This window comes from Parahoeflea olei (assembly GCF_001703635.1).
In the GTDB taxonomy this organism is placed as follows: domain Bacteria; phylum Pseudomonadota; class Alphaproteobacteria; order Rhizobiales; family Rhizobiaceae; genus Hoeflea; species Hoeflea olei.
Genome location: NZ_LQZT01000048.1, coordinates 277,237 through 289,329 on the forward strand (window position 1 = coordinate 277,237; position 12,093 = coordinate 289,329).

Here is a 12,093-nt window from a genome sequence, read left to right on the forward strand (position 1 = left end):
GCGGACATGAAGCTGATGATTTTCGGCGCAGGCTTTTCGGGCCTTGCCATCGCGCGAGCGCTGGCGGGCGATGCGGCCTTTCTCGGCGGCACGACCCGTGGCGCGCTGCGGCTCGGCGACCTCGAGGCGGCAGGCCTCGCTCCCTTCGTCTATGCGGGCGGCCAGCCCTCCGCCGAACTCGGCGCGGCGCTTGCGGAGACCACCCATCTCGTCATGTCGATCGCGCCCGATTCGGGCGGCGATCCGCTGCTCGATGCTTTCCCCGACAGCTTCGGCGACGCCCTGCCCAGGCTCGAATGGATCGGCTATCTCTCCACCGTCGGCGTCTATGGCGACCATGGTGGCGACTGGGTCGACGAGGAGACGCCCTGCCGTCCGGTGTCGAAGCGCTCGGTGGCGCGTCTCGAAGCCGAACGGGGCTGGGCGGATCTGGCCGCCCGCGCGGGCGTCCCGCTCGCGATCGTTCGGCTCTCGGGCATCTACGGCCCTGGGCGCAACGCCATCCGTACGCTCGAACATGGCAACGGGCGGCGTCTGGTCAAGCCGGGGCAGGTGTTCAACCGCATCCATGTCGAGGATATCGGCGGCGCCGTGGCGCTGCTGGCGCGCAACCGGCTCGGCGGCATCTTCAACGTGACCGACGACATGCCGGCGCCGCCGCAGGATGTGGTCGAACACGCTGCCCGGCTGATGGGGATCGAACCGCCGCCGGAGACCGACTTCGAAACCGCGGAGCTTTCTCCCATGGCGCGCTCCTTCTATGGCGAGAACAAGCGGGTTTCCAATGCCAGGATCAAGGCCGCGGGCTATGCGTTCCGCTACCCCGATTATCGGGCCGGGCTCGAAAGCCTGATCCGCAGCGGCGGCTGACGCCGCTGCATTGCAACAATCGGCAACAACAAGTGATTTGGGCGGTCTCTTTCCTGCCCGGTTTCCCGTTCAGGACGCCGGCTGAAGCATTTCGCTGCCTGTTGGGGCGACGCGACGTCCGCGACCACGTGGATCCGCAAACCCGCTGCAGACCGATCTCTCCGTCTCAAGGAACCGTACCGCATGACAGTCAACACGGCCCGCCCCCGCGTCCGAACCCTCCTGCTTTGCTCCCTTCTCGGCCTGTCCGTGGCGAGCCCCGCGCTTGCCGCCAATCCCTCCTGCGGCCGCGCCTCCTGGTATGCGCTGACCTCCAAGACCGCCTCCGGCGAGCGCATGGATCCCGCCAAGCTCACCGCCGCCCATCCGCGGCTCCGGTTCGGCACCCGGGTCAAGGTCACCAATCCGCGCAACGGCAAGAGCGTGGTCGTGCGCATCAATGATCGCGGCCCCTTCGTCAAGGGCCGGATCATCGATGTCTCCAAGGCCGCCGCCGGACATCTGGGCATGATCAATTCCGGCGTGGCAAAGGTCTGTTTTCACGTCGTTTCCTGACCCGAACCATCTTGCCAGCCCTGCCGGCGCCGCTATGCTGGCGCGGCAGCAGGGAGGCAAGACATGGCGCACGCCGCCGCAGCGCCCGACAGGCAGGCGCAACTGGCCAGGGAGATCGCCGCACGGCGCGACGATCTCGTGGCGCTGACGCAGGATCTGATCCGCATTCCGACGATCAATCCGCCCGGCGAGTTCTATCGCGACATCTGCGACTATCTTGCCCGGCGGCTCGAAAAATCGGGCTTTGCCGTCAAGATGCTGCGCGCCGAAGGCACGCCGGGCGACAGCGAGCGGCATCCGCGCTGGAACGTGATCGCGCGGAAGGAAGGCGACCGGCCCGGCCCCTGCGTGCATTTCAACTCCCATATCGACGTGGTCGAGACCGGCTCGGGCTGGACCTTCGATCCCTTCGGCGGAACGGTGTCCGACGGCAAGATCTATGGCCGCGGCGCCTGCGACATGAAGGGCGGGCTTGCCGCCTCCATCGTGGCCGCCGAGGCCTATGCGGCGCTGTGGCCCGACCATCCCGGCGCGATCGAGATTTCCGGCACCGCCGACGAGGAGACCGGCGGCTATGGCGGCGTGGCCTGGCTCGCGGAACAAGGCTATTTCTCGCCCGAGCGGGTGCAGCATGTCATCATTCCCGAGCCCTTGAACAAGGACCGCATCTGCCTCGGCCATCGCGGCGTGATGTGGGCGGAAATCCGCGCCCATGGCCGCATCGCCCATGGCTCGATGCCGTTCCTGGGCGATTGCGCCGTGCGCCACATGGGCGCCGTGATCGCCGAAATGGAGGCCTCGCTGTTTCCGGCGCTGGCGGCCAAGCGCACCGCCATGCCGGTGGTGCCCGACGGCGCGCGCCAGTCGACCATGAACATCAATTCGATCCATGGCGGCCAGGCCGAGCCGGAACCCGGCTTCACCGGCTTCCCCTCGGCTTGCGTGCCCGACCAGGCGCGCATGGTGATCGACCGGCGCTACCTGATCGAGGAGCCGGCCGAGGAGGTGCGCGAGGAGATCGTCGCGCTGCTCGAACGGGTCAAGGCCGAGCGTCCCGGCTTCCGCTATGATTTCGAGGAACTCTGGCAGGTCAGCCCGACCATGACGCCTGCCGATTCGCCGGTCGTGGTGGCCGTCGAACGAGCGATCCGCGCAGCACTTGCCTGCGAGCCGGTGCATGTGGTCTCGCCCGGCACCTACGATCAGAAACATATTGACAGCATTGGTCGCTTGAAAGACTGTATCGCCTACGGACCCGGCATCCTCGATCTGGCGCACCAGCCGGATGAATATGTCGGGATCGACGACATGATCGATTCGGCGAAGGTCATGGCCTTCGCCCTGGATGATCTTCTGCATGGACATGCGCAGGACGCGTCCGCTTTAACGGGAGGGAAGGAACAGACATGACCGGGAAATCGATTGCGGCCGCGGCTATTTCGCTATTGGCGCTGAGTGTGGCTTTCGTGCCCGCGCCGGCCTTCGCCGCACGCACCGACGCCAGCATCGGTATGCAGCTCGAGCCACCGAATCTCGATCCGACCGGCGGGGCCGCGGCGGCGATCGACGAGGTGGTCTATGCCAACCTGTTCGAGGGCCTGACCCGCTTCGGCTCGGACGGCGCGGTTCTGCCGGCGCTGGCCGAGAGCTGGGACATCTCGGAGGACGGTCTTGTCTATACCTTCCATCTCCACACCGGCGTGAAATTCCACGACGGCTCGGCATTTGACGCCGAGGACGTGAAGTTCTCGCTCGACCGCGCCCGCGCCGACGAGTCCACCAATGCGCAGAAGGCGCTGTTCGCCGACATCGCCTCGGTGGAGGTGGTGGACCCGGCGACCGTGAAGGTGACGCTGTCCAAGCCGAACGGCTCCTTCCTGTTCAACATGGCTTGGGGCGATGCGGTGATCGTGGCGCCCGAAACGGCGGCCGACAACGCCTCCAAGCCGGTCGGTACCGGACCCTTCAGCTTTGGCCAGTGGGTCAAGGGCGACCGCGTCGAGCTCGAGCGCAATCCCGATTACTGGGGTGAACCGGTCAAGCTCGAAAAGGTCACCTTCAAGTTCATTTCCGACCCGACGGCTGCCTTTGCCGCCATGATGGCGGGCGATCTCGATGCCTATCCGGCCTTTCCGGCGCCCGAGAACCTGAGCCAGTTCGCCGCCGATCCACGCTTCGAGGTGATCATCGGCTCCACCGAGGGCGAGACCATTCTTGCCATGAACAACAAGAAGCCGCCGCTCGACAACATCAAGGTGCGCCAGGCGATCGCCCACGCCATCGACCGGCAGGCGATCATCGACGGGGCGCTGTTTGGCTACGGCACGCCGATCGGCACGCATTTCGCCCCCCACAACCCGGCCTATGTCGACCTGACGGCGCAATCGGCCTATGATCCCGAGCAGTCCAAGGCGCTGCTGGCCGAGGCCGGCGTCTCCGACCTGACGCTCAGCCTGAAGCTGCCGCCGCCGAGCTATGCCCGCCGGGGCGGCGAAATCATCGCGGCACAGCTGCGCGAGGTCGGCATCAACACCGAGATCACCAATGTCGAATGGGCGCAGTGGCTCGAGGACGTGTTCAAGGGCAAGAATTTCGACCTGACCATCGTCTCGCACACGGAGCCGATGGACATAGGTATTTATGCCCGTGACGATTATTACTTCCAGTATGGCGACCCGGATTTCAAGGCGATCATGGCCGATCTCGCCAATGCCACCGATCCCGACAAGCGCACGGAGCTCCTGCAGGCGGCGCAGAAGAAGATCGCCGACGACTATGTCAACGCCTATCTGTTCCAGCTTGCCCGCGCCGGCGTGGCCAATGCCAAGCTCAAGGGACTGTGGACCAATTCGCCGACCCCGGCCAACGACATGACCGGTGTCTACTGGGAAGAGTGACGTCTGACGCCGGCATCGGGGCGGGAGATCCCGCCCGTCCCGATCCTGCCCTGCTTGTGGATTCCGCCCGATGACCGCCTATCTGTTCAGGCGCCTGGTTTCGCTGTCGCTCAGCCTCGTGGCGGCGAGTCTGGTGATCTTCCTGGTGATGGAAGTGGTGCCGGGCGATCCGGCCTCCTTCATGATGGGCATCAATGCCGATCCGGCCGCGGTGGCGGCCCTGCGCCAGCAAATGGGCCTCGATGAGCCGCTGGTGTTGCGCTATCTCGGCTGGGTCGCGGGCCTGCTCACGGGCGATTTCGGCACCTCCTACACCTACCGGGTCCCGGTCTCGGAGCTTGTCGCCGAGCGCGTGGTGATCTCGCTGCCGCTCACGCTTTATGCACTTGCGCTTTCCACGCTGATCGCCTTTCCGGCCGGCATCCTCGCCGCCGCCCGGCGCAACAGCGCCGCCGACCTCTCGGTGATGGGCGCGACCCAGCTTGGCGTGGCAATCCCGAATTTCTGGTTCGCGATGATTCTGGTTCTGGTCTTTGCGGTCAATCTGCGCTGGTTCTCCGCCGGCGGCTTCCCGGGCTGGGAGGCGGGCGTCTTCCCGGCGCTGAAGGCACTGACCCTGCCGGCGATCGCGCTCGCCCTGCCGCAGGCCTCGATTCTCGCGCGGGTGATGCGTTCCTCGCTGATCGACACGCTCGACGAGGATTTCATGCGCACAGCGCGCGCCAAGGGATTGAGCCGCGGACAGGCGCTGTGGCGGCATGCGCTGCGCAATGCGCTGATCCCGGTGCTGACCATTCTCGGCCTCCAGTTCTCCTTCCTGCTCGCCGGCGGCATCATCATCGAGAACGTCTTCTATCTGCCCGGTCTCGGGCGGCTGGTGTTCCAGGCCATCACCCAGCGCGACCTGATCGTGGTGCGCTCGGTGGTGATGCTCCTGGTCTTTGCCGTCATTCTCGTCACCTTCGTGGTCGATCTCGCCTATGCAGCCGCCGACCCGCGGCTCAGGAGGGCGCGCCGATGAGCAGGTCCGTTGCCGGCGAAATATCGCTCTTGCGCATGGCGCTCGGCCACCCGGCCTTCGTCGTGGGCTTTGCGCTCTCGGCGCTGTTCGTCGCCCTCGCGCTCCTTTCCTTCGTCTGGACGCCCTACGATCCGACCAAGCTCGCCATTGCCGACAAATTGCAGGTGCCCTCGCTCGCGCACTGGTTCGGCACAGATCATTTCGGCCGCGACATGTTTTCCATGATCATGGTCGGCGCGCGGGTGTCGATCGCGGTGGCCTTCGTCGCTGTCGGCATCGGCATCGGGCTCGGCGTACCGCTCGGGCTCTATGCCGCCGCCCGGCGCGGCAGCCTGGTCGACGAGATCATCATGCGCGGCAACGATCTGGTCTTCGCCTTTCCCTCGCTGCTGCTCGCGATCATGATCACCGCCGTGTTCGGCCCCGGCGCGATCAACGCCATCATCGCCATCGGCATCTTCAACGTGCCGGTCTTCGCCCGACTCGCGCGCGGCGCGGCGCTGGCGCTGTGGACGCGGGACTTCATCCTCGCCGCCCGCGTCGCCGGCAAGGGGAAGGTCCGGATCTCGGCCGAACATATCCTGCCCAATATCGCCAACCTGCTGATCGTCCAGGGCACCATCCAGTTCTCGCTCGCGATCCTCGCCGAAGCGGCGCTCGCCTATGTCGGGCTCGGTGCGCAGCCGCCGCTGCCGAGCTGGGGCCGGATGTTGGCCGATGCCCAGACGCTGATTTCGCTTGCGCCGCACATGGCGCTGTTTCCGGGCTTTGCGATCATCGTCACCGTGCTCGGGCTCAACCTGATGGGCGACGGGTTGCGCGACCTGTTCGATCCAAAACTCAGGCGGGGGCGCTCATGACCGCGCTCACCGTCTCCAATCTGAAGGTCGACATTCACGGCAACACCGTGCTGCACGACATCGATCTGTCGCTGGAGGCGGGCCGGATCCTCGGCGTGGTCGGTGAATCGGGCTCGGGCAAGTCCATGACGGCGCTGTCGGTGATGCAGCTTTTGCCGCGCGGCAGCCGCTGGAGCGGCGAGATCCGGGTCGGGGGCATGGAGATCGCCGGCATGGAGGAAGAAGCCCTCTGCGCGATGCGCGGCCGCGACGTCGGCATGATCTTCCAGGAGCCGATGACCGCGCTCAACCCGGTACGCACCATCGGCGACCAGGTGGCCGAAACCGTGCGCGTGCACACCGGGGCGAGCCGGCGCGAAGCACTGGCTGTCGCCCGCGAAATGCTCGACCGGGTCGGCCTGCCCGCCTCGCGCTTTCCGCTCGACCGCTATCCGCACGATCTCTCCGGCGGCCAGCGCCAGCGGGTGGTGATCGCCCAGGCGATTGCGCTCAGACCCAAGCTGCTGATCGCCGACGAACCCACCACCGCGCTCGACGTGACGACGCAGGCGCAGATTCTCGACTTGCTGACCGGGCTCGTGCGCGAAGAGGACATGGGGCTGATGCTGATCACCCATGATCTCGCGGTGGTTGCGGGCCTGGCCGACACCATCGCCATCCTGAAGGACGGCGCGGTGGTCGAGGCGGGGCCGACCCGCGAGACCTTCACCGCGATGCGCCACCCCTATACCCGCGCGCTGTTTTCGGCCTCCGCCCATGTGCCATCGCGCATGAGCAAGCCCGAGCCCCGCTCGGTGCCGGTGCTGTCGCTGAGCGGCGTGGTGCGCGACTACCCGCAGCCGCGGCGCAACCTGTTCGTCCGTCCCCCGCCGTTCCGCGCCGTCGATCGTGTCGGCTTCGAGATCGCGCATGGCGAGAATGTCGGGCTGGTCGGCGAATCGGGCTGTGGAAAGTCGACGCTCGCCCGTGCCATCCTGGCGCTCGATCCGCTTCAGGGCGGCGAAATCCGGCTGAACGGGGAACTGGTGTCGAGCGCCGGCGAGGGGCCGCACCCGAAGCTGCGTGCGGGCATGCAGGTGGTGTTCCAGGATCCCTACGGCTCCTTCAACCCGCGCCACAAGGTTCGCCGGCTGGTGACCGAGCCGTTCCATCTGCTCGCCGCCCCGCCGCGTGGCGCGGAGCTCGAAAAGCGGATCGACCGCGCGCTCACCGAAGTCGGGCTCGCGCCTGCCGACAAGGACAAATACATCCACGAATTCTCGGGCGGCCAGCGCCAGCGCATCGCCATCGCCCGGGCGCTGATCATCGAGCCGTCGCTGATCGTGCTCGACGAGGCGGTCTCCGCGCTCGACGTGTCGATCCGCGCGCAGATCCTCGATCTGCTGGCCGATCTTTCGGACCGGCTCGATCTCTCCTATCTGTTCATCTCCCATGATCTCGCCGTGGTGCGGGCGATCACCGACCGGGTGCTGGTGATGAAGGACGGGCGCATCGTCGAGCAGGGCGAAACCGAAAGCGTGTTTCGCGATCCGCAACATCCCTATACGAGGGAACTGGTGGCAGCGACGCCCTCGCTCGAGGCGGCGCTTGCAGCCACCGGCTCCCGTTGAGACGAAAGGAAGATCCGTGAGCGAGACTCTTGATGCCGGATTTGACACGAGCCAGTGCCTGATCGGCGGGCGATGGATCGGCGCAAGCGGCGGCAAGACGCTGCCGGTGGAAGATCCGTCGACCGGCCATGAGATCGGCCGCATCGCCCGCGGCGGCAAAGCCGAGATCGAGGCCGCCGTCGATGCTGCCCGGATGGCGCTCGACAGCGAATGGGGGCGCATGCCCGCCGCCGAACGCGGCCGATTGCTTGCCCGCATCGGCCGCGCGGTCGAAGAACACGTCGAATGGCTCGCCATGCTCGAAGCCCATGACGTCGGCAAGCCGCTGTCGCAGGCTCGCGCCGACGCGCGCGCGCTGGCGCGCTATCTCGAATTCTATGGCGGGGCCGCCGACAAGCTGCACGGCGAGACCATCCCGTATTTGAACGACTACACGGTCTTCACCCTGCGCGAGCCGCATGGCGTGACCGGCCACATCATCCCCTGGAACTACCCGATGCAGATCCTCGGCCGCTCGGTCGGGGCGGCGCTGACCATGGGCAATGCCGCGGTCTTGAAACCCGCCGAGGAGGCCTCGCTCACGGCGCTGGCCTTCGCGCGGATCGCCGTCGAATGCGGATTGCCGGCCGGCGCGCTCAATGTGGTGCCGGGGCTTGGCGAAGAGGCCGGCGCGGCGCTGTGTTCGCATCCGGATGTCAATCACCTGTCCTTCACGGGCTCGCTCGAAACCGGCCGCAAGGTGCAGGCGGCGGCGGCCGAGAACGTGGTCCCGGTCACGCTCGAACTCGGCGGAAAATCGCCGCAGATCGTCTTCGCCGACGCCGATCTCGACCGCGCGCTGCCCTTCCTCGTCAATGCCGGCATCCAGAATGCGGGCCAGACCTGTTCCGCCTCCTCGCGCATCCTGGTCGAGGCTTCGCTGCACAAGGAGGTGGTGCGGCTGATGAGCGAGCGCTACAAGGCGCTGACCGTGGGCGCCGCCATGGAGGATCAGGCGGTCGGGCCGCTGATTTCGGGCCGGCAGAAGAACATCGTCCAGGGCTTTCTCGCCGAGGCCGACGAGGACGGGCTTGCGCCGATTGCCGAGGGGCAGATGCCGAAATCCGCGCCCATGGGCGGCCATTATGTGCGCCCCACGCTCTATGGCGAGGTCGATCCCGGCCATGCGCTCGCCCGCGACGAGATCTTCGGTCCGGTGCAGGTGATCATCCCGTTCCGCGACGAGGAAGAGGCCGTGGCGATTGCCAATGCCACCGATTATGGCCTGGTCGCCGGCGTCTGGACCCGGGACGGCGGCCGGCAGATGCGCATGGCGCGGGCGATCCGCTCGGGCCAGGTCTTCGTCAACAATTACGGCGCCGGCGGCGGGGTGGAGCTTCCCTTCGGCGGCGTCGGCAAGTCGGGCCACGGCCGCGAAAAGGGGTTCGAGGCGCTGTACGGCTTCTCGGTCTTGAAGACCGTCGCCGTCTGGCACGGCAACTGATCGGAAATTCAGGGAGAAACTGATGAGACTTGAAGGCAAGACCGCGCTGGTGACCGGCGGTGCATCCGGCTTCGGCGCCGGCATCGTCCGCAAATTCCTGGCCGAGGGCGCGCGCGTGGCCATCGCCGATGTCAACGGCGCTGCCGCCGGCGAATTCGCCTCCACCCTGGGCGACAAGGCTTTCGCGGTGACTGTGGACGTGGCGCGCAACGACAGCGTTGCGGCCATGGCCGAGATGGTGCTCGGCCGCTTCGGCCATCTCGACATCCTCGTCAACAATGCCGGCGTCACGCATCTGCCGGCGGCGCTCGAAGAGGTGAGCGAAGAGGATTTCGACCGGGTGCTCGCGGTCAATGCCAAGTCGGTCTATCTCACCGCGCGGCATTTCGTGCCCGGCATGAAACAGCGCGGGGCAGGCGCGATCCTCAATGTCGCCTCCACCGCCGGCGTGAGCCCGCGGCCGCGGCTCAACTGGTACAATTGCTCCAAGGGCTGGATGATCACGGCGACCCGGACCATGGCGGTCGAACTCGCGCCGTCTGGGATCCGCGTCAACGCCATCAACCCGGTGGCCGGTGAAACCCCGCTGCTCAAGTCCTTCATGGGCGAGGACACGCCGGAGATCCGCGCGAAGTTCCTCTCGACCATTCCCATCGGCCGCTTCTCCACGCCCGAGGACATGGGCAACGCCGCCTGCTTCCTGTGTTCCGACGAAGCCTCGATGATCACCGGCGTCGCCATGGAGGTCGATGGCGGCCGCTGCATCTGAGCCTCGCCCGCGCGCTCCAAGCTGCGTTCAGGCGGGCCGGCAATTGGCTTGCCATGGGGGAGGCGACCGGCTAGCAGGGGCCAAGCACAGAAAAACGCCCGCGCGCCCGGTGGCAAACAAGCCTGCCGCCGACCGCCCGGGCCATCATGCAGCCGCGCCGACACCGTCGACCAGCGCGCCGTGCATCGGGAGACCTGATCATGCGCCTTGGCGGACGCCTGCAAGCAGCCATTGAAGTCCTGACGGACATCGAAACCCGGCACCGGCCGGTGCCGGACGCGCTCAAGGACTGGGGCCTGTCGCACCGCTTTGCCGGGTCCGGCGACCGCGCGGCGATCTCCAACCTGGTGCATGACGCGCTGCGCATGAAGCTGTCGCATGCTTACGTGATGGACGGCGATGGCCCCGCCGATCTCGCTATCGCCACGCTGCTGCGGCAATGGGGCGTGAGCCCGGAGGACCTGGTCGCCACGCTCGACGGCGACAAGTTCGCGCCCGAGATTCCTTCCGCCGAACATCTCTCGGCCTGCCTGGCGCGCGATCTGTCCGCCGCACCCGCTTATATTCGCGCCGACATCCCCGACTGGCTGACCGGTGCCTTCGAGCAGGCCTTCGGCGCGGACTGGGAAGCCGAGGCGCAGGCCCTGACAGAGCGGGCGCCGCTCGACCTGAGGGCCAACACGCTCGTGACGGACCGCGCGCAGGTGCTCGCAGCCTTTGCCGACCAGGGCGCCGAGCCCACCCGGCTCGCGCCCCATGGCGTGCGCATTCCCGCAGGCCAAGGCCCGCAGCGCCAGATCGCGGCGACCTCCGAGGTAAGCTTCGCCCGCGGCTGGTTCGAGATCCAGGACGAGGGCTCGCAGCTCGCGGCAAGCCTTGCCGGGGCCGCGCCGGGCGAAACCGTGCTTGATTATTGCGCGGGCGGCGGCGGCAAGTCGCTGGCCTTCGCGGCGATGATGGAAAACGCGGGCTCGATCCATGCCTATGACGCCGACCGCCGCCGGCTCGCGCCCATGGTCGAGCGCATCCGCCGCGCCGGCGCCGAGATCATCGACATCCGCGAGCGGGTGGCCGATCTCGCCGGGCTCGAGGGACAGATGGACCGGGTGCTGATCGATGCACCCTGCTCGGGCACCGGCACCTGGCGGCGCAGGCCCGACGCCAAATGGCGGCTGTCGGCCAAGAACCTTGCCGACCGCACCGCGGACCAGGACAAGGTGCTCGATGCGGCTGCGGCATATGTACGCCCCGGCGGCGAACTCGCCTATGTCACCTGCTCGCTGATGCCGGAGGAAAACACCGACCGCACCAAGGCCTTCCTGCAACGGCACCCGGAGTTTGAAACCATCAGTCTCAAGCAGCGTTGGCGCTCCGTCGTCGCCGATCCGGAAGCGCCGGTGCCCTATGCGACGGCCAACCTGGGCCTGCTGATGTCGCCGCACCGCACCGGCAGCGACGGCTTCTATTTCATGGCGTTCCGGCGCAAGCTATAATGGGCCCGGATCCGGCCGCGGCGCGCGGGACGGCGGGGTGCGAAAGTCGAGGCGACGAGATGGGCAAATCGAATGCAGTGATACTGATCCTGTTCGTGGTGCTGACTTTGGCCGGCGGCAGCCTGGTGGGTTATGTTTCGGCCCCCGGCCCCTGGTACCAGACGCTGGAGAAGCCCTGGTACAATCCGCCCAACTGGGTGTTCGGCCCGGTCTGGGCGGTGCTCTACGTGATGATCGGCATTGCCGGCGCGCGTGTCTTCATCCATGACCGGCGCGGCCCGCTGCCGAAGATCTGGTTCGTTCAGATCGTGCTCAACTATCTCTGGCCGCTCACCTTCTTCACCCTGCAGCGCCCCGATCTGGCGATCGTGATCCTGGGCGGCATGCTGGTTTCGATCATCGCCTTCATCGTGCTCGGATGGCGGCGCGAGCGTCCGTCCGCGCTGATGTTCGTTCCCTATGCGCTCTGGGCCAGCTTCGCGGGCCTGCTCAATTACGCGATCCTGTCGCTCAATCCCGCTTGAGCGGGGAGGGC

General features: G+C 67.0%; 11 protein-coding genes. All 11 read left to right on the plus strand.

The features are described 5' to 3' along the window. Positions 1-6 precede the first annotated feature (6 nt). The 11 genes from AWJ14_RS19695 (at position 7) to AWJ14_RS19745 (ending at position 12,082) form a co-directional block, all read left to right on the plus strand. Positions 7-870 (plus strand): SDR family oxidoreductase, encoded by an 864-nt coding sequence (locus AWJ14_RS19695; protein ID WP_066183446.1) that lies wholly within the window; start codon positions 7-9, stop codon positions 868-870. Between the two features lie 183 nt (positions 871-1,053). Further along, positions 1,054-1,425 carry a septal ring lytic transglycosylase RlpA family protein gene (locus AWJ14_RS19700; protein WP_066183451.1) on the plus strand — a complete coding sequence of 124 codons (372 nt, stop codon included), beginning with the start codon at positions 1,054-1,056 and terminating at the stop codon, positions 1,423-1,425. Between the two features lie 63 nt (positions 1,426-1,488). Then, a complete protein-coding gene (locus AWJ14_RS19705; protein ID WP_066183454.1) occupies positions 1,489-2,835 on the plus strand; it encodes an acetylornithine deacetylase/succinyl-diaminopimelate desuccinylase family protein in 1,347 nt (448 codons plus the stop codon). After that, entirely contained in the window at positions 2,832-4,322 is a 1,491-nt protein-coding gene (locus AWJ14_RS19710) for an ABC transporter substrate-binding protein (protein ID WP_066183456.1), read from the plus strand. Before AWJ14_RS19705 ends, AWJ14_RS19710 begins: the two co-directional genes overlap by 4 nt. Before the next feature lie 70 nt (positions 4,323-4,392). Further along, positions 4,393-5,343, plus strand: a complete 951-nt coding sequence (locus tag AWJ14_RS19715; protein ID WP_066183459.1) for an ABC transporter permease — start codon at positions 4,393-4,395, stop codon at positions 5,341-5,343. Beyond that, the gene (locus AWJ14_RS19720) at positions 5,340-6,203 is read left to right on the plus strand and encodes an ABC transporter permease (protein WP_171904910.1); all 864 of its coding nucleotides are present in this window, start codon (positions 5,340-5,342) and stop codon (positions 6,201-6,203) included. Before AWJ14_RS19715 ends, AWJ14_RS19720 begins: the two co-directional genes overlap by 4 nt. Continuing rightward, a complete protein-coding gene (locus AWJ14_RS19725) occupies positions 6,200-7,813 on the plus strand; it encodes an ABC transporter ATP-binding protein (protein ID WP_066183461.1) in 1,614 nt (537 codons plus the stop codon). Before AWJ14_RS19720 ends, AWJ14_RS19725 begins: the two co-directional genes overlap by 4 nt. 16 nt (positions 7,814-7,829) lie before the next feature. Next, on the plus strand, positions 7,830-9,296 hold the full coding sequence (locus AWJ14_RS19730; RefSeq protein WP_066183463.1) for an aldehyde dehydrogenase family protein: 1,467 nt from the start codon (positions 7,830-7,832) through the stop codon (positions 9,294-9,296). 22 nt (positions 9,297-9,318) lie between these two features. Beyond that, on the plus strand, positions 9,319-10,065 hold the full coding sequence (locus AWJ14_RS19735; protein WP_066183468.1) for an SDR family oxidoreductase: 747 nt from the start codon (positions 9,319-9,321) through the stop codon (positions 10,063-10,065). 200 nt (positions 10,066-10,265) lie between these two features. After that, positions 10,266-11,558, plus strand: a complete 1,293-nt coding sequence (locus tag AWJ14_RS19740) for an RsmB/NOP family class I SAM-dependent RNA methyltransferase (RefSeq protein ID WP_066183470.1) — start codon at positions 10,266-10,268, stop codon at positions 11,556-11,558. A 59-nt stretch (positions 11,559-11,617) separates the two neighbouring features. Next, positions 11,618-12,082, plus strand: a complete 465-nt coding sequence (locus tag AWJ14_RS19745; protein ID WP_066183474.1) for a TspO/MBR family protein — start codon at positions 11,618-11,620, stop codon at positions 12,080-12,082. Positions 12,083-12,093 lie beyond the last annotated feature (11 nt).

What these genes read in the sequence shown, in the direction of transcription:
- AWJ14_RS19695 (WP_066183446.1), top strand. Translation starts at nt 7, where the DNA reads ATGAAGCTGATGATTTTCGGCGCAGGCTTTTCGGGCCTTGCCATCGCG.
- AWJ14_RS19700 (WP_066183451.1), top strand. Translation starts at nt 1,054, where the DNA reads ATGACAGTCAACACGGCCCGCCCCCGCGTCCGAACCCTCCTGCTTTGC.
- AWJ14_RS19705 (WP_066183454.1), top strand. Translation starts at nt 1,489, where the DNA reads ATGGCGCACGCCGCCGCAGCGCCCGACAGGCAGGCGCAACTGGCCAGG.
- AWJ14_RS19710 (WP_066183456.1), top strand. Translation starts at nt 2,832, where the DNA reads ATGACCGGGAAATCGATTGCGGCCGCGGCTATTTCGCTATTGGCGCTG.
- AWJ14_RS19715 (WP_066183459.1), top strand. Translation starts at nt 4,393, where the DNA reads ATGACCGCCTATCTGTTCAGGCGCCTGGTTTCGCTGTCGCTCAGCCTC.
- AWJ14_RS19720 (WP_171904910.1), top strand. Translation starts at nt 5,340, where the DNA reads ATGAGCAGGTCCGTTGCCGGCGAAATATCGCTCTTGCGCATGGCGCTC.
- AWJ14_RS19725 (WP_066183461.1), top strand. Translation starts at nt 6,200, where the DNA reads ATGACCGCGCTCACCGTCTCCAATCTGAAGGTCGACATTCACGGCAAC.
- AWJ14_RS19735 (WP_066183468.1), top strand. Translation starts at nt 9,319, where the DNA reads ATGAGACTTGAAGGCAAGACCGCGCTGGTGACCGGCGGTGCATCCGGC.
- AWJ14_RS19740 (WP_066183470.1), top strand. Translation starts at nt 10,266, where the DNA reads ATGCGCCTTGGCGGACGCCTGCAAGCAGCCATTGAAGTCCTGACGGAC.
- AWJ14_RS19745 (WP_066183474.1), top strand. Translation starts at nt 11,618, where the DNA reads ATGGGCAAATCGAATGCAGTGATACTGATCCTGTTCGTGGTGCTGACT.